Origin of the sequence: Aeromonas molluscorum 848, assembly GCF_000388115.1 — a bacterium.
In the GTDB taxonomy this organism is placed as follows: Bacteria; Pseudomonadota; Gammaproteobacteria; order Enterobacterales; family Aeromonadaceae; genus Aeromonas; species Aeromonas molluscorum.
Map to the genome: position 1 here is coordinate 1 of NZ_AQGQ01000082.1, position 17113 is coordinate 17113.

Consider the following 17113-nt stretch of genomic DNA (forward strand, 5'->3'; position numbering starts at 1 on the left):
TTCACTCTGAACTCCAACGAGATCCTGGAAGCGCTGCAAGAGCCGCTGTCCGGTATCGTCGCCGCCGTGATGGTGGCCCTGGAGCAATCTCCGCCGGAACTGGCGTCCGACATCTCCGAGCGCGGCATGGTGCTGACCGGTGGTGGTGCCCTGCTGAAAGACATCGACCGTCTGCTGATGGAAGAGACTGGCATTCCGGTTGTCGTGGCTGAGGATCCCCTCACCTGTGTGGCCCGTGGCGGCGGCAAGGCGCTGGAGCTGATCGACATGCACGGTGGCGACCTATTCCACTACGAATAAGACCCAAAGCCGGCCGAGCGCCGGCTCTTTTTGACGACTCATGAAACCCATTTTGGTAGAGGCCCTTCGCTTCAGTTACGGTTGTTTCTCGCCGTCATCATCTCGGTTGCTGCCATCGTTGCGGATTCCCGCTTCGGTGTGTTCAGTCACGTCCGCGTTTATCTGAGCTCCCTCGTCAGCCCGCTGCAATATATCGCCAATGCCCCCAGCTCCCTGCTCGACACCATGTCGACTCAGGTGCAGACCCGATCCGACCTGATTGAGCAGACCAAGCAGCAGGAGCAGCAGTTGTTCACCCTGCGCTCGCGCCTGCTCAAGATGGATCATCTGGAGCATGAGAATCAGCGGTTGCGAGAACTGCTCGGCTCCCCAGTTCATAATGAGTCCCGAAAGATGGTGGCCGAGCTGCTGTCGGTAGATTCCGACCCTTCAGCCATCAGGTACTGATCAACAAGGGCGCACTGGATGGCGTCTATAACGGCCAGCCGGTGATCAACGATCAGGGGGTGATAGGACAGGTACTGCACGTGGGATCCACCACCAGTCGCGTCCTGCTCATCACCGACACCAGCCACGGCATTCCGGTACGGGTGCTGCGCAACGATCTGCGCGCCATCGCCTCCGGCAGTGGCGAGCTGGACAAGCTGGAGCTGCGCAACCTGCCGCGCAATACCGATGTGCAGGTGGGGGATCTGCTAGTCACCTCGGGCCTGGGCGGCCGCTTCCCGGAAGGCTATCCGGTGGCGACCGTGACCCGCTCCGACTATGTGGAGGGCAAGCCCTTCGCCCAGATAGAGGCCAAGCCGCTGGTGGCGCTCGACAGATTGCGCTACCTGTTGCTGCTGTGGACTGACAAGAAGCCCGAGGTCCATGACGCAGAGGCCGTGGTACCGGCTGCCTCGGCCGCGGGAGCAACCCGCTGATGCTGGAACCCGCTAGCGGGCGAGTCTGGATCTGGCTCTCGGTCATGCTGGCCCTGAGCCTCTCCATCATGCCGCTCCCCTTTCAGTTCGAACCTTTCCGGCCGGACTGGCTCGCCATGGTACTCATTTACTGGGCACTGGCCTTGCCTCACCGGGCCAATGTCGGCACCGCCTGGGTGGCCGGTCTGCTGCTGGATGTGCTGCTGGGCAGCACCCTCGGCGTGCGTGCCATGGCCATGGCCATCAGTACCTACCTAGCGGCGTTCCAGTTCCAGAAGATCCGCAACTTCTCCCTCTGGCAGCAGGCTCTCATCATAGGTCTGCTCTCCCTGGTGGGTAAAGTCACCATCTTCTGGGCCGAGCATCTGTTTGGTCGTGCTAGTCTCAATCTGGCCTATTTCTGGTCCACCCTCTCCACGATGTTAATATGGCCTTGGGTGTTTCTGGTGCTGCGCAAAGTGCGCCGCCGCTTTAATATCAAGTGATTATGAGCAAACATAACGAACTGCAACTCTATCTGGCCTCCGGCTCCCCCCGTCGCCGCGAACTGCTGACCCAACTCGGTTACCGCTTTGAGGTGCTCAAGCTGGATGTGCCGGAACAGCGTCTCGAGGGTGAGAAGCCTCAGGATTACGTCTGCCGCCTTGCCCGTGACAAGGCGATGGCCGGGGTGGCGGCAGCGCCAAGCGTGCTTCCCGTACTCGGTGCCGACACCATAGTGGTGCTCGGTGATCGGGTGCTGGAGAAGCCCTCGGATCTGCTCGATGCCAAAGACATGCTGGAGGCGCTCTCCGGTCGCGTGCATCAGGTGATGACGGCGGTGGCCCTAGCCACGAAAGATCGCTGTGATGTGCGACTGGTGACCACCAATGTGGCCTTTCGCAAGCTGGATGAGAGCGAGATCGAAGCCTATTGGCGCACCGGCGAGCCCTGCGACAAGGCCGGGGCTTATGGTATCCAAGGGATTGCTGGCAAGTTTGTCAGCCGCATCGAGGGCAGTTACAGCGCCGTGGTCGGCCTGCCCTTGCTGGAGACGGATCTACTGATCAAGGCACATCTGGAACAGGCGGGCTGAGTCTTTCCCCAGGTTTTACCCTGTTACCTCCGCCCCTGTTCCGGATGGCTGCCCAGAATTCAAAACTAGAACAGACAAGGTAACTTATGTCGGTAGAACTGCTGGTAAACGTCACTCCCTCAGAGACCCGGGTCGCCTTGGTCGAGAACGGCCTGCTGCAAGAAGTGCACGTAGAGCGTCAGGCCAAGCGTGGCATTGTGGGCAACATCTACAAGGGCAAGATCAGCCGGGTGCTGCCCGGCATGCAGGCTGCCTTTGTCGACATCGGCATGGACAAGGCCGCCTTCCTGCACGCCTCCGACATAGTGCCCCATACCGAGTGTGTGGCGGTCAAGGAGAAAGAACAGTTCCAGGCGGGCAACATCGCCGAGCTGGTTCGTCAGGGTCAGGACATCATGGTACAGGTGGTGAAAGATCCGCTCGGTACCAAAGGTGCCCGCCTTACCACCGACATCACTCTGCCGTCCCGCTATCTGGTGTTCATGCCGGGCAGCGCCCACGTCGGCGTCTCCCAGCGGATCGAGTCCGAAGCTGAGCGTGAACGTCTCAAGCGCACCGTGGCCGGTTATGTGGACGATCTCGGTGGCTATATCATCCGTACCGCCGCCGAGGGAGTGGGGGAGCAGGAACTTGAACAAGATGCCGCCTTCCTGAAGCGGCTGTGGCGCAAGATCCTGGAGCGCAAACACAAATACCCCCCCTGCAAGATCCTCTATGAAGATCCCAGCCTGGCGTTTCGGGTGGTGCGTGACTTCGTCGGCGCCGAGCTCGACAAGATCCGGGTCGATTCCAGACAGAGCTTCGAGGCACTCAAGCGCTTCACCGAGGAGTATGTGCCCGAGCTTGCCAGCAAGCTGGAGTACTATGCGGGCGAGTCGCCCATCTTTGATCTCTACGACGTGGAGAACGAGATCCAGCGCGCCCTGGAGCGCAAGGTGGAGCTGAAATCCGGCGGCTACCTCATCATCGATCAGACCGAGGCGATGACCACGGTGGATATCAACACCGGCGCCTTCGTCGGTCACCGTAATCTGGAAGAGACCATCTTCAACACCAACGTCGAGGCGACGGCGGCCATCGCCCGTCATCTGCGGCTGCGCAACCTCGGCGGCATCATCATCATCGATTTCATCGACATGCAGTCCGAGGATCACAGGCGCAGGGTGCTGCACAGCCTGGAGCAGGCCCTGGCCAAAGACAGGGCCAAGACCAACGTCAACGGTTTCTCCCAGCTAGGTCTGGTGGAGATGACCCGCAAGCGCACCCGCGAAAGCCTGGAACATGTGCTCTGCTCCGAGTGCCCGGAGTGCAAGGGGCGCGGCCGGGTCAAGACGGTGGAGTCGGTCTGTTTCGAGATACTGCGAGAGATCATCCGCGTCAACCGTGCCTACGATGCCGATCAGTTCACCGTCTACTCGGCGCCTGCAGTGGCGGATTATCTGCGCGGGGAGGAGTCCCACAGCCTGGCCGAGCTGGAGGTCTTTATCGGCAAGCAGGTTCGACTCATCAGCGAGCCGCTCTGTGGTCAGGAACAATTTGATGTGGTGATGATGTAGTGATCCACCGTTGGTTGAGTCGGGGCTGGCTGGCCCTCGGAGTCTGCTTCGTACTGCTGGCACTGCTGGTCAGCCTGGTGCGCCTTGGCGGTCCTCTGATCAACCAACATCGCCAGGCCCTGCTCGATCATTTGCTCGCGGGGAGTCAGCTTGAGGCCAGTGTCGATGCCGTCGGCTTGGGGTGGACCCAGAACGGTCCTGCGTTGGCCCTTGAGAACTTCACCATAGCCCCGGATTCGGGGCGTTTTGCTATTCGCCTCGGCAAAGTCTGGGCTCATCTCGATTTCTGGCAATCTCTGCAGCGGCTCAGGCCCGTGTTTGGCGAATTGCAACTGAGCGATGGTGATATTCACCTCGATCTCAGCCAGCCAGCCGAGGCGCAGAAGGAGAAGCCCCATGACCAGCAGCGGGCCCTGCTGCGTTTCTTGCTGACCCAACTCGACACCTTCGATGTGCACAACACCCGCGTCAGCATCACCACTGCCCTTGGCGCGTTGCGGGCACTGGATGTGGCCAATCTGCGCTGGCGAAACAGCGGCAAGCGCCATCAGGGGGTGGGCAAGGCTTATCTGGTCAATGGCGTGGGCGAGCGCACCCTGGATCTGATCCTGGATGTCACCAGCCCGGCGCGCAGCTTCGACAGGCTTGAGGGGCAACTCTACCTTGGCGCCAAGCAGCTCGATCTGGGCCCGCTGCTGGCCCGGATCCATCAGGGGGAGCCCAAGGTCGATGGCCAGCTCGACTTCCAGTTGTGGAGCAGCTTCGCCGGTGGTCAGATTGGCGACTCCCTGCTCGCTTTTGGTAACAACTACCTCATCTGGAAAGATCCCAAACAGGGCGAGACTCACCGTCTGGGCCTGCAGGGGGGCAAAGTACAACTGCGTCGGGAGGGGGATGACTGGCAACTGGCCAGCCACGACATGACCTTCAAGCTCGACGGCAAACCCTGGTTGCGCAGCAGGTTGCAACTCGAGCGCATCGGCGACAAGATCCAGGGTTATGTGCCCGCCGTGGATCTCAAGCAGGCGGCCAGCCTGAGCCAGCTGGTCTCGGGCCTCTATCCCGAGTTGGCCGAGACCCTCAAGCAGACCCAGCCAGAGGGGGAGCTGCAGGCGTTGTCCTTGCAGGCGGCGGGTGACTGGCAGGGACTCTCCCTGAGTGGCCGCCTCGCTCATCTCACACTCAAGGCCTGGCAGGATGTGCCAGGGGTCGAGGATCTCAACGGCGAGTTCTGGCTCACCCCGACCGGCGGCAGCGCCCGGCTAGGGATGAGCAAAGACAAGCTGGATCCGGCTCGTCACTTCAAGCGTGTCATTCCCATCGACGATTTCTCGGCCCGTCTCGATTGGTGGCGCGCCCCTCAGGGCTGGGTGCTCTATGGCCAGGACATTCGCCTCGACAACCCTGACTTGAGCCTCAGCAGCCGTTTTCGACTCGACTTGTTCGAACACCCCTTCCTGGCCCTGACCGGCCACGTTGACGTCAAGAATGCGGCCCACGCTGATGGCTACTTCCCCCTCGCCGTGATGGACAAGAGCCTGGTCGATTACCTGAGTGGCGCCATTCAGGGGGGGCAGGCCAAGGGGGCAGATCTGCTCTGGTATGGCGAGTTCAAAGATTTCCCTTATGCCAAGGGAGAGGGCATTTTCCAGGTGGCCGTGCCCCTCGAGAGGGCGCGCTTCCAGTTTGATCCCGGCTGGCAACCCCTCACCGACTTGCAGATTGACTTGCTGTTCCAGAATGCCAGCCTGGATATGCGCAGCCACTCAACCCGGCTCGGCAAGGCGGGATCAGACGATGTCCATGCCTGGATCCCGGATCTCTACCCCGGAGCCCATCTCTACATCGACGCCAAGGTAGCAGGAGAAGGCAAGGCCATCAGCGACTACCTGCAAGCCTCGCCCCTGAATGATTCGGTCGGTCAGGCTCTGCGTGAGCTGGAAGTGCGCGGCCCTCTCAAGGGGTCCGTCAAGCTCGATATTCCTCTCGATGGCGAGGGGGAGGTGAAGGCCGAAGGCCACGCCGACTTCAACAACAACCGGGTACGGGTGGCTGCTCTGGATCTGCCCCTGACGCGGGTGCAAGGCCGACTCGATTATGACAACGAGCAGACCCGTTTTCGCGGCCTCAAGGCCAGCCTGTGGGATCAGCCCCTGACCCTGGACTATCAGGGCAAGCAGCAGCCAGGGGCCTATAAAGTCGAGCTTGGTTTCAAAGGAAATTGGGACAGTACCCGCCAGCCGAAGCAGATAGGCGACCTGGCCATCTTGCAGGGGCACAGCGACTGGCGCGGCACGCTGGCTTTGAATCTGCCAAGCGACAAGCCGTTCAACTTCCAGCTCGGTCTCGATTCGACGCTGCAAGGCATGGCCCTGACCCTGCCTGCCCCGCTCAACAAGGCGGCTGGGATGCGCCAACCGCTCAAGGTCAGGGTACGAGGTCTGGATGGAGTTGCCGAAATTCATGGCACCCTGGGTACAGATATCGCGCTGCAAAGCAGTCTGGTCTATGACGAGGCGAGCCCCTATCTGAGCCGACTACGGCTGGATGTGGGCGGTGCCGGTGGCCGAGGGCTGCGTGATAAACCCATGCTGATCGCCATCAACCAACCCAACGCCGATGTGGCAGGCTGGATAGCCAAGCTCAATCGCTGGTTACCGGAGCACGGAGACAAGGGCGCGGCCCTGGTGGGGCCCGCCTTCTTGCCGCAAGACTGGTGGGTGGACGGTCAGCTGGTACAGGCTAGCCTGGGCAGTGCCCTGCTCAAAGCGGTGCACTTCACGGTCGGACCCGTCGCCGGGGCGACCGAGGTAATGATCGACAGCCCGGACGTGATGGGGGTGGTGCGTCTCCCCCTGGCAGCCCGTCAGCCGGTCGATGCCAAGTTTGCCCGCATTTACTGGTCCGGCAGTAGCAAGGACCTGCGACCCGGTGCCGATGCCAATCAAGACAGGGCAATCATGGATGCCATGCCCTGGCTCAAGTTCAGTTGCCTGGATTGCCGTTTTGGCGCCTTGCCCCTGGGGTCGGTCAAGGGAGAGCTGGTGCCAACTCCCGGCAAGGTGAGCCTCAAAGGGCTCGATATGCGGCTGGCGAACAGCCAGCTCAGCGGCAGTGCCGACTGGACAGCGAGCGCCACTGGCATGCAAACCCGGGCCCGGCTGAACGTGAACAGCAAAAACAGCGAGTTGCTGCTCAAGCGGCTCGGTTACATCTCCCCCATCGGCGATGCCCCAGCCAAAGCCAAGGCGAGTCTCAGCTGGCAGGATGTACCCTATAGATTCGATCTGGCGAGTCTGAATGGCACGGCCGAGTACCAGCTGGAAGGCGGGACCCTACGTGAGGTGAACGACAAGGGCGCCCGGCTGCTCTCCTTGCTGAGTCTGGACTCCATAGTGCGCAAGCTGCGCCTCGATTTTCGTGATGTGTTCGACAAGGGCTTCTACTTCGAGTCCATGTCCGCCACGGCCAGGATCGACAAAGGCACAGTGCAAAACAATGACTTCTACATGAAGGGGGCAGCGGGTAATCTCAGAGGTGAAGGGGTGCTGGATCTGGTACGTTGGCAGATAGATTATGAGTTGAGCTTCTCCCCCAATCTGGGCGGCACCCTGCCGGTGGTGGCGGCTTTCTCCTTGACCCCCATCACCGGGCTCTATGTGCTGGCGCTCTCCAAGCTGCTCGAACCCGTGGTGGATGTCATCACTCGCATCGATTTTCGAGTCTCTGGCCCCATCGACGCTCCCAAGCTTATCGAGGCGGGACGGGACAGGGCCATGATCAAGCTCAACCGGGGCCAGAAGCAGGCAGTGGAGCAGGTGGCACCGACCCTGCCCCCCAATGAGGTGAGTCCTTTCCTGCTTAATCCCAAGCACGATGGCCCGTCCCAGCGCTGAACCTCCAACCGGATGATGAACAAGGAGTGAGTCATGTGGCTATGTGCTATGCAGTTGATCTCGGGGCGACACTGGGCCGATAACAGGGCGCAGATCGCCAGTTTGCTGGCAGCGCTTCCCTCGGCGCGCCCCCTGCTGGTGTTGCTGCCGGAGAACTTCGCCCTGTTTGGCGAGCGGCAGGGTTATCTGGATGGGGCCGAAGCGTTGGCGACCGCGCCAAGCGAGGCTGAACCCATTCAGGCTCAGTTGGCCCGGTGGGCTCAAGAACAGGGTATCTGGCTGGTGGCGGGCGCCATGCCCACCACCATTCCCGGCTCGGACCATATCCACACCAGCTCCCTGGTGTTCGATCCGGCGGGGGTTCGCCGAGGTCATTATCACAAGATCCATCTGTTCGACGTGGATGTGGCGGACAACCATGGTCGTTACCGGGAATCCGAGACCTTCAGCCCGGGTCAGGAGGTCAGTCTGATCGACTCGCCCTTTGGCCCCCTCGGCCTCTCTATCTGTTATGATCTGCGCTTTCCCGAGCTCTATCGTCGGCTGAGCGCCCAGGGCGCCCGGGTGTTGCTGGTGCCTGCTGCCTTTACCGCAGTGACGGGGGAGGCGCACTGGGAGCCGTTGTTACGGGCCCGCGCCATCGAGAACCAGTGCTATGTGGTGGCGGCCAATCAGGGCGGCAGCCACGAGACGGGCCGCCAGACCTGGGGCCACAGCATGATCATCGATCCCTGGGGACGGGTGTTGGCCCAGCAGGCCAATGGCCCCGCCAATGTGCTGGCACCAATGGATCCGGCTCTCATTGACGACTTGGCGCGTGCCATGCCGGTGTTGCAGCATACTCGCTTGCGTTGAGATGCCCACCGCCTGCGCCCGCAACAGTGCGAGTGCGCCTCTGCAATATGCCGCGCCGAGTGGGGCGACCTGACGACGCGCATTCCATATCAGGTCAGGCCAACTTGAGGCCGATGATCCTGTTCGCAATGGGATCCTGAACCGAACATTGCCGCTCGTGCGGCACTCGCCGCCTTATCGGATGGCGAGCCTGGCCTCCCAAGAGCGCCGGGCACCTTGAGCCCTATTTTTGACCCCGGACGGGGATGGAGAAGAAGTTGAGTCTATTGAATCAGGTGAGTGCCTCACTGTTGGCCCCCCATGGTCTGGATGAAGGCCGCTTGCAGCAGCTGCTCGGCAGCCTGATGAGCCACCAGGTGGAGTTTGGCGATCTCTATTTCCAGCGCAGCTGGCATGAGTCCTGGATGTTGGAAGATGGCATCGTCAAAGATGGCAGTTACAACATCGACCAGGGGGTCGGGGTGCGTGCCGTCAGTGGCGAGAAGACCGGTTTTCGCCTACTCGGACGAGCTGAGCCTGCGCGCCTTGCAGCAATCCGTGACCGCCGCCCGTGGCATTGCCGCCGCTGGGGCAGAGGGCAAGGTGAAGGCCTGGGCCAGAACCTCGGCCAATTTGCTCTATCCCGCCCTGGATCCTCTGCAGACTCTGGACAAACATCAGAAGATTGCCCTGCTCGAACAGATGGACAAGTTTGCCCGCAGCCTGGATCCGGCGGTGACTCAGGTGATGGCTTCCATCAATGGGGTCTATGAAGAGATCCTGGTCGCAGCCACCGACGGCACCCTGGCCGCTGACATTCGCCCTCTGGTTCGTCTTTCTGTGACAGTGCTGGCCGAGCGGGGCGATCGCCGCGAGCGCGGCAGCGCCGGTGGGGGTGGCCGTTTTGGTTATGATTGGTTCCTGGAACTTGATGGTCTTGAGAGTCGGGCTTTTGGCTTTGTGCGCGAGGCGGTACGCCAGGCGCTGGTCAATCTGGAGGCGATAGACGCCCCGGCCGGCACCATGCCCGTCGTGCTCGGCTCAGGCTGGCCTGGGGTGCTGCTGCACGAGGCGGTCGGTCATGGCCTCGAGGGGGATTTCAACCGCAAGGGCTCCTCCGCCTTCGCCGGGCGTATCGGTGAGCAGGTGGCCTCCAAGCACTGCACCATCGTCGATGATGGTACCCTGCAGGGGCGCCGTGGCTCTGTCACCATAGATGATGAAGGGGTTCCCGGCGGCTATAACATGCTGATCGAGAACGGCATCCTTAAAGGCTATCTGCAAGACAAACAGAATGCCCGCCTGATGGGGGTAGCGCCGACGGGCAATGGTCGTCGCGAATCCTACGCCGCCCTGCCGATGCCCCGCATGACCAACACCTACATGCTGGCGGGTGAGTATGATCCGGCGGAGATCATCGCCTCGGTCAAGAAGGGTATCTATGCCCCCAACTTTGGCGGTGGTCAGGTGGATATCACTTCCGGCAAATTCGTCTTCTCCGCCTCCGAGGCATATCTGATCGAGGATGGCAAAATAACCACTCCCATCAAGGGGGCAACCCTGATCGGCAACGGCCCGGAAGCCATGAGCCAGGTCTCCATGGTGGGCCGGGATCTCGCGCTGGATCGCGGCGTTGGGGTCTGTGGCAAGGAAGGGCAGAGCGTGCCGGTTGGGGTCGGTCAGCCGACGCTCAAGCTGGATCAGCTCACCGTGGGCGGCACCCAGTAACAGGTCATCCAGCTTGCCCGTGCTTGAACAAAGACCCCGGCCCAGTGCCGGGTTCCTTGTTTTATCGACGTGGGAGGCAACAAAAAGCCCCGGACCATGCCGGGGCTGTGGGAGGGGGATCAGTTGACCGAGATGGCTCTGGCATCGATGTAATATCGGGTATGGCCCTGAGGATCTGTCTTGATCCTGGCCAGCAGCCGGTCGGCATCCTTGTATTCCCAGTCCTGGACGAACCGGGCAGGAGAGGGGGTGGCGACGCCAACCACGTTCAGGTATTCATGAAACAGGCTGTAGCTACGGATCTCAGTCAGCATATCTTCCATGGCATATCTCCTGAGGGGTAAATGGTTGAGGCAATACCACCTTAATCCTCGCAAACTGAATCACGGCTGTACAAAAAACAATCCAAAAAGCCCTGCTCTCCTCTCTTTCAATCCGGCTTGATCAGGAGCCGTCGCCTTCCCACGCCTACTCGATAGCTTGGTTGGTTGAACTTGCACTCTTGTGTTCTACCTGGACGGCAGGGGTGGTGTGGAACACGGGATCCTGGGCAACTTCCTTGATGCCGTTGATGCAGAACTGCATGCCCATACAGACCAACAAGAAGCCCATGATGCGGGTCATGGCATCGATGCCCGTCTCCCCCAGCAGCTTGCAGACCGGATCCGCCAGCTTGAGCACGCCCCAGCTCAGCAGGCTCATCAGGGCGAAGGCGGTCACGACACCACTGTAGATAGTCAGGCGCGGGCTATCTGCCGGTAGATCCGCAATCTGGGCGGCACCACTTATCACCAGAGCCATGGTGCCCGGACCGCACATGCTGGGCATGGTAAGCGGCACAAAGGCGATGCTCTGGTTGGCATCCGTTTCACCGGCCTGGGGCGGGGCCGGGAACAGCATGCGAAAGCCGATAAAGCCGATGATGAGGCCACCGGCCAGACGCAGTCCCGGTATGGAGATACCGAACAGATCCAGGATGGAGGAGCCGATGAAGAAGCTGACACAGAGGGTCACTAACAGATAGATGGCGGCGAGATTGATCTGGCGACGCACATGTTCCCGGGACATGCCCTTGCTCAGACCCAGCAGCAGAGTAGCCGTGGTGGGCGGGTTTACCATGGGCAACAGGGCCAGCAGGGTCAGCAGTACAGCCTGAAAGAACATAAATAGCCTCGTGAGAGTGGTGATGAGGGCGCAGGACGGGGTGAGCAGCCCGGCGGAGGGTTTGTATTATGCAGCCTAAGCCGACTGGAAACCGTATGGAAAAGCCCCGTCTGGCGGGGCTTCATTCATCATGGGATGTCAGGCGACCTGAGGGGCACTCTGACGCGCGCTGCGATCTCGCAGCCAGAGGAAGAGGCCAAGCAGGAAACCCAGCGCCGACAAGGCCACCACATAGTGGGAAGGAGCCAGCACGTCATTTTTCATCCACAAGGTGACCAGCATGGGGGTCAGGCCGCCGAAGATGGCGTAGGCCACGTTGTAGGAGAAAGAGAGCCCGGAGAAGCGTACCACGGCCGGGAAGGCATTCACCATGACATAGGGTACCGCGCCCACAATACCCACCGCGAAACCGGCCAGTATATAGAGGGGGATCAGCTGCTCAGTCCCGTTCAGCAGGCCGTGATAGAAGCTGTAGCTGGCAATCGCCAGCAGCAGGGAACCCAGCATGAAGGTAGGGCCGCTGCCCAGGCTGTCGATGAGACGGCCGTAGCAGATGCAGCCCAGAGTCAGGGCGACGATGGCCAGGGAGTTGGCCGACAGGGCATCGGCCGGGCTGACCCCGTGCAGTTTCTGCAGATAGGAGGGGGTCATCAGGATCACCACCACTATGCCGGCGGAGAGCAGCCAGGTCAGCAGCATGGAGATCACCACGCTGCTCTTGTGTTCACGCAGCACCGTCTTGAGGGGCAGCTCTTCGGCCAGGGCCTTGTTGGCTTGCATCTCGGCAAACACTGGTGTCTCGTGCAGCCAGCGGCGCAGGTACATGGCGACGATACCGAAGATGCCACCGAGCAGGAAAGGCAGGCGCCAGCCCCAGTCGCTGACATCGCTCGGGCTCATGCTCTTGTTGACCGCAGTCGCGACCAGGGAGCCGAGCAGTATGCCAGCCGTCAGCCCGGCGGTGAGGGTGCCGCAAGCGAGACCGACCCGACGGGCGGGCACGTGCTCGGCCACGAAGACCCAGGCGCCGGGGACCTCACCGCCGATGGCGGCGCCCTGCATGATGCGCAGCGCCAGCAAGGCCAGGGGGGCACCAATGCCGAGCACGGCGTAGGTGGGCAGCAGGCCGATCAGCAGGGTCGGCAAGGCCATCAGCAGTATGCTCAGGGTAAACATGCGCTTGCGGCCGATCAGATCACCAAAGTGGGCCATGATGATACCGCCAAGGGGGCGGGCCAGGTAGCCGGCGGCGAAGATACCGAAGGTCTGAAACTGGCGCAGCCACTCGGGAATGTCGGGTGGGAAGAAGAGCTCCCCTATCACCACGGCGAAGAAGACAAAGATGATAAAGTCATAGAATTCGAGGGCGCCGCCGAGGGCCGCCAGACTCAGGGTCTTGTAATCCTGTCGATTCAGTGGGCGGGCGTGGCCATCCGCATGTGTGGCTGTTGTCATATCCTTATGTTTCCCCATCATTTTTTAGTTATTGTTCCCCGATGCCGAGGATACGCTCAGCCTCGAGAGTATGCTTTTGTGTCCCTAGGTGTAAATCGCACAATTTGCAATACAGTCTTGCAACCCTGTATTGCCCACGAAGAGAGAATCGCATGAAACAAATGGATAGGCCCCGTACACAGGTCCTGCTCTCCTGGAGCAGTGGCAAGGACAGCGCCTGGGCCCTGCATCGACTGCAGCAGGATCCGACGATTGAGGTGGTGGGGTTGTTCAGCACCCTGAATCAGGAGTTTGAACGGGTCGCCATCCATGGGGTGCGTAAACAACTGCTGATGCAGCAGGCTGAGTGCCTGGGTCTGCCGCTGCGCACCCTGGATCTGCCCTGGCCGTGCAGCAACGAGTATTACGCCCGCATCATGACCGCTTTCGTGGCCGAGGTGGTGGCTGGCGGGATCCGGCATATGGCGTTCGGGGATCTGTTTCTGGAAGATGTGCGCGCTTACCGCGAACAACAGCTGCAGGGTACCGGTATTCAACCGCTGTTCCCGCTGTGGGGCAGCGACACGACCGAGCTGGCACAGACGATGATAGCCGCCGGCTTGAAGGCGCACATCAGCACCCTGGATCCCAAGAAACTGGATGCCCGCCTGGGAGGTCATGAGTTCGATCAGACCCTGTTGGCCGCCCTGCCTGCCGGGGTGGACCCCTGCGGTGAAAACGGCGAGTTTCACACGTTGGCGGTCGATGGTCCCATGTTCCTGCGGCCCTTGGCGATAGAGATAGGGGAAACGGTGACTCGGGACGGCTTCGTGTTCACCGATCTGCTGCCTGTTGAGCCAACACACGCTCAGTGTGGTTAGTCTTTCCTCCCTCGCATGGGATAGCAAAGGGGCCGGATCATGGCAGGATCCGGCCCCTTTTTACATCACATCAGCGGCTGGCGAAGGTGTTGCAGCGAGCAGGGTCGCCGCTGTCGAAGCCACGCCTGAACCATTCGAGACGCTGGGCCGAGCTGCCGTGGGTGAAGCTGTCTGGCACCACGCGCCCCTGGCTCTGCTGTTGCAGGCGATCATCTCCTATGGCCTGGGCGGCATTGAGCGCCTCTTCCAGATCACCGCGTTCGAGTATCTGCTCGCGTTCCATCCGGTGTCCCCAGACCCCGGCGAAACAGTCTGCCTGCAGCTCCAGCTTGACCGACAGCAGGTTCTGTTTAACCTGGCTCAGCCCCTGCTGCTGTTGACGCACCTTAGTGGAGATGCCAAGCAGATTCTGGACGTGATGACCCACTTCATGGGCGACCACATAACCCTGAGCGAAGTCGCCATCGGCCCCCAGCTTGGTCTTCATGTCCTGATAGAAGGAGAGGTCGATATAGACGGACTTGTCGGCCGGGCAGTAGAAGGGCCCCATCACCGATTGCCCCTGGCCGCAACCGGTGCGAGTCGTGCCGCGATAGAGCACCAGCTTGGGGGGCTGATATTGGCTGCCGGATGCCTGGAAGATCTGTTCCCAGGTGTCTTCGGTCGAAGCCAACATCACCGAGGTGAAGCGCGCCAGCTCGTCGTTGGCGGGGATTGTGCCCTGTTTGCCGGGGCCGGGTTGCTGCGACACTGATTGACTGGGATCCGTGCCATTGAGCAGCGGGCTGAGATCCACCCCGTAGTAGCCAGCAACCATGACTACCACCAGCAGCACCAAACGCCCCTTGCCGCCAATGGGCAGGCCCCCGCTGCCGCCACTTTGCTGACGGCGATCCTCGACATTGTTGCTCTCACGACGGTTTTGCCAGCGCATGTTCACATCTCCTCAATCCGGTGGGAGTAATGATAATGGCTGCGGAGGAATTCTACCTAGTCGCCGGCCGACTCAGCCCTGGGCATGGCTGCCGCCGTGTCCAGGCTCGCGCATTATTCGGCCCAGGGCATCTCGGGCAGGCTGTCCAGAAACTGGCCATAGCGAACCAGGTTGAAGGGGCCCTGATCTGCATCCATCGCCATCAGCTCGGCGCCGAGGGCGCAGGCGATATATTGCAGAGCCTCTTCCCGGGGCATGCCCTTCATGGTGAGGCGCATCAGGGTCGCCTTGACCTGGAGCGGATTCCCCTCGGCCAGCTGGTTTTCCACTGTTTCCAGCAGAGTCTGTTCGTCAAAAAATTCAGCGGTATCTTGGTTATGGTCGGTCATGCTCTGGCTCTTGGCGCCCGATGTGGACAGGGTAGAAAATAAGGGCGGATATTATAGCCTGCTTGAGATACCGAGTCCGGTCTTAGTGGTGAAAGCCTCATCAGGTGGCGGCCCGCGTTGGCAGGAAATCCGATCCAGGCCCGGATTTAATGGCGTGACGCTTGTCATCGGGCCCCCTCGGGTGCAGTCTTGAGGCTCTCTATTTCCGTCTTCAAGCCACGAGAAACCCATGATCCGCACCGATCGCCTGCACCTGCGTGAACTCGACCCCAGTGATGCCCCCTTCATTCTTGAACTGCTCAATGACCCCGACTTTCATCGTTTCATCGGCGATCGCGGTGTGCGCGATCTGGCGGGAGCCGAGCAGTACATCCAGCAGGGCCCCAGGGTCAGCTATGGCCAGCATGGTTTCGGCCTCTATCTGGTGGCGCGAAAGAGTGATGGGGCCAAGCTTGGCATCTGTGGTCTGGTCAAACGAGAGACTCTGACGCACGTGGATATTGGTTATGCGTTCCTGCCAGCTTATCGGGGTCAGGGTTATGCCCTGGAGGCGGTACGTGGTGCACTGAAAGATGGCCGGGAGCGGCTTGGTATCGACTACGTGGTCGCCATCGTCAGCCCGGACAATCAGAGTTCACTGGCACTGCTGGCCAAGTTGGGGATGGAGGAAACTGCGCGTATCCGGTTGGGAGAGGATAGCGATGAGTGTCTGCTGCTCGAACCTGTTTGCTAACGAGCAAGTCCGGATATGCAACAGGCCACCCCTTGGGGTGGCCTGTCTGTTTCGGCTGGCGGCTATTATGAACCCGGTTAATCGAGGTCTTCGATGGAGAACTCGGCCGGGAAGCCGTCGCACTGGATGGCAAAGCCACCGCTGAAACGGGTATTGAACTGGATCAGATAGCCGGGGCTCGGATCCATGGGCGGCAAGTTGATGGGTTTGCTGCGACGCAGTGGCTTGTGTATTTGTATGGTAGTCATTATTAAATTTCTCTATATAAATTAAATGGTTGCTCCTTGTTTGGCAAATTTCAGGTTAATGGGCGCGGTCAACTCATGGGTTAACAAGCGCGCAGGAATACCCAGCCCGAGTGACGGGCGTCTGCACTATCAAGGAATATGCTGATGCATAAATCAAATTAGGTGGGCAGAGCGGGTCTGCACCGTGAGAGCCGGGCAACGCAGGCAGACAGCCTGGCGGTTCTCAAGGCGAGTAAATCAGAAGAAGGTTATGCGGATACTGACAGGGTTCATCGTGAGGTGAAGCATTGCAGGGTAAACATAAACAGGGCTGATTAACTAGCCAGCGCGCACTATGTCGTTAACTTGTGTAAAAAGCAAACATTTATTTGCTCGTTTAGCGACGAGCCTGAACTTACCGTTGCCTATTTTCGCCCAAGCCGCAGTGTTTATGACGATGATGCAGGGGGAGAACCAGCGTCTTCTGCGTTGTGTTTAGTGCGGTTGTCGGGCAGAGTTGGAGCAATTTGATCGGTTCAAGGAGTAGAGATGAGAAACCTGGATCAGCTGGATCTGGATATCCTGGCGCACCTGTTTCGGGATGCCGGCATGACCAACAAGGACTTGGCAGCCCTGGTCGGGGTGGCTCCCTCCACCTGTCTGGAGCGGGTGCGGAAATTGCAGCAGGACGGCGTGCTCAAGGGGGCCCACTGCGAGGTCGATCATCAGGCTCTCGGCGGTCATATACAGGCCATGGTCTCCTTGCAGCTGGCGCGCCACAGCCGCCAGATCATCGATGAGTTTCGCGATAGCATATTGCGGCTGCCCGAGGTGATCAGCCTGTTCCACATGGGGGGCAAGGACGATTTCCTGGTGCATCTGTGCGTGGCTGACACCGAACATCTGCGCAACTTCGTATTTGATCACTTTACCTCCCGCGAGGAGGTGGTCCACCTCGAGACATCCCTGGTGTTCGAGCACAGATTCAGCCGCTCTTTGCCCTGCTTTCTGACGACCTGAGCCAGGTTAGACCAATAAA

15 protein-coding genes and 2 pseudogenes are annotated in these 17113 nt (G+C 60.4%); 11 read left to right on the forward strand and 6 right to left on the reverse strand.

Annotation, left to right across the window (positions count from 1 at the left end; all coding sequences use genetic code 11):
* From G113_RS11990 to tldD, 8 genes and pseudogenes are all read left to right on the forward strand, one after another.
* Positions 1-300, forward strand: a 300-nt coding sequence (locus tag G113_RS11990; RefSeq protein WP_005902406.1) for a rod shape-determining protein, incomplete at its 5' end; no start/stop codon positions are given.
* A gap of 81 nt (positions 301-381) precedes the next feature.
* Positions 382-1223, forward strand: a pseudogene (gene mreC / locus G113_RS11995) (rod shape-determining protein MreC).
* Positions 1223-1708, forward strand: a complete 486-nt coding sequence (mreD, locus tag G113_RS12000) for a rod shape-determining protein MreD (protein ID WP_005902408.1) — start codon at positions 1223-1225, stop codon at positions 1706-1708. The pseudogene mreC and the gene mreD overlap by 1 nt, the downstream one beginning before the upstream one ends.
* A 2-nt stretch (positions 1709-1710) precedes the next feature.
* Positions 1711-2298 carry a Maf family protein gene (locus tag G113_RS12005; RefSeq protein WP_005902410.1) on the forward strand — a complete coding sequence of 196 codons (588 nt, stop codon included), beginning with the start codon at positions 1711-1713 and terminating at the stop codon, positions 2296-2298.
* 86 nt (positions 2299-2384) lie between these two features.
* Positions 2385-3854, forward strand: a complete 1470-nt coding sequence (gene rng, locus G113_RS12010) for a ribonuclease G (protein WP_005902412.1) — start codon at positions 2385-2387, stop codon at positions 3852-3854.
* Positions 3854-7750: a YhdP family protein gene (locus tag G113_RS12015; RefSeq protein ID WP_005902414.1), complete on the forward strand. Its 3897-nt coding sequence runs from the start codon at positions 3854-3856 to the stop codon at positions 7748-7750. The genes rng and G113_RS12015 overlap by 1 nt, the downstream gene beginning before the upstream one ends.
* Positions 7751-7783: 33 nt before the next feature.
* Complete coding sequence (locus tag G113_RS12020; protein WP_040319175.1) at positions 7784-8605, forward strand: carbon-nitrogen hydrolase family protein; 822 nt, start codon at positions 7784-7786, stop codon at positions 8603-8605.
* Positions 8606-8949: 344 nt separating this feature from the next.
* Positions 8950-10312, forward strand: a pseudogene (tldD, locus tag G113_RS12025) (metalloprotease TldD).
* A 119-nt stretch (positions 10313-10431) separates the two neighbouring features.
* Here the strand turns inward: tldD and G113_RS12030 are convergent.
* The 3 genes from G113_RS12030 to G113_RS12040 form a co-directional block, all read right to left on the reverse strand.
* Entirely contained in the window at positions 10432-10635 is a 204-nt protein-coding gene (locus G113_RS12030; protein WP_005902420.1) for a hypothetical protein, read from the reverse strand.
* Between the two features lie 145 nt (positions 10636-10780).
* The gene (locus tag G113_RS12035; RefSeq protein WP_005902422.1) at positions 10781-11476 is read right to left on the reverse strand and encodes a MarC family NAAT transporter; all 696 of its coding nucleotides are present in this window, start codon (positions 11474-11476) and stop codon (positions 10781-10783) included.
* A gap of 138 nt (positions 11477-11614) precedes the next feature.
* Entirely contained in the window at positions 11615-12931 is a 1317-nt protein-coding gene (locus G113_RS12040; RefSeq protein ID WP_005902424.1) for an MFS transporter, read from the reverse strand.
* A 152-nt stretch (positions 12932-13083) separates the two neighbouring features.
* Between G113_RS12040 and G113_RS12045 the strand changes: the two genes are divergently transcribed.
* Positions 13084-13791: a Dph6-related ATP pyrophosphatase gene (locus G113_RS12045; RefSeq protein WP_005902426.1), complete on the forward strand. Its 708-nt coding sequence runs from the start codon at positions 13084-13086 to the stop codon at positions 13789-13791.
* A 70-nt stretch (positions 13792-13861) separates the two neighbouring features.
* Here G113_RS12045 and ypfJ read toward each other — a convergent pair whose 3' ends face one another.
* Together ypfJ and G113_RS12055 are read right to left on the reverse strand one after the other, a co-directional pair.
* The gene (gene ypfJ, locus G113_RS12050; protein WP_005902429.1) at positions 13862-14725 is read right to left on the reverse strand and encodes a KPN_02809 family neutral zinc metallopeptidase; all 864 of its coding nucleotides are present in this window, start codon (positions 14723-14725) and stop codon (positions 13862-13864) included.
* 113 nt (positions 14726-14838) lie between these two features.
* A complete protein-coding gene (locus G113_RS12055; protein WP_005902432.1) occupies positions 14839-15114 on the reverse strand; it encodes a hypothetical protein in 276 nt (91 codons plus the stop codon).
* Positions 15115-15343: 229 nt separating this feature from the next.
* Here G113_RS12055 and G113_RS12060 point away from each other — a divergent pair, with 229 nt between their 5' ends.
* Positions 15344-15847 (forward strand): GNAT family N-acetyltransferase, encoded by a 504-nt coding sequence (locus tag G113_RS12060; protein ID WP_005902434.1) that lies wholly within the window; start codon positions 15344-15346, stop codon positions 15845-15847.
* Positions 15848-15924: 77 nt separating this feature from the next.
* Here the strand turns inward: G113_RS12060 and G113_RS21510 are convergent, their stop codons facing one another.
* On the reverse strand, positions 15925-16095 hold the full coding sequence (locus tag G113_RS21510) for a hypothetical protein (protein WP_005902436.1): 171 nt from the start codon (positions 16093-16095) through the stop codon (positions 15925-15927).
* 528 nt (positions 16096-16623) lie between these two features.
* Between G113_RS21510 and G113_RS12065 the strand changes: the two genes are divergently transcribed.
* Entirely contained in the window at positions 16624-17094 is a 471-nt protein-coding gene (locus tag G113_RS12065; RefSeq protein ID WP_005902438.1) for an Lrp/AsnC family transcriptional regulator, read from the forward strand.
* The last annotated feature ends 19 nt before the right edge of the window (positions 17095-17113 follow it).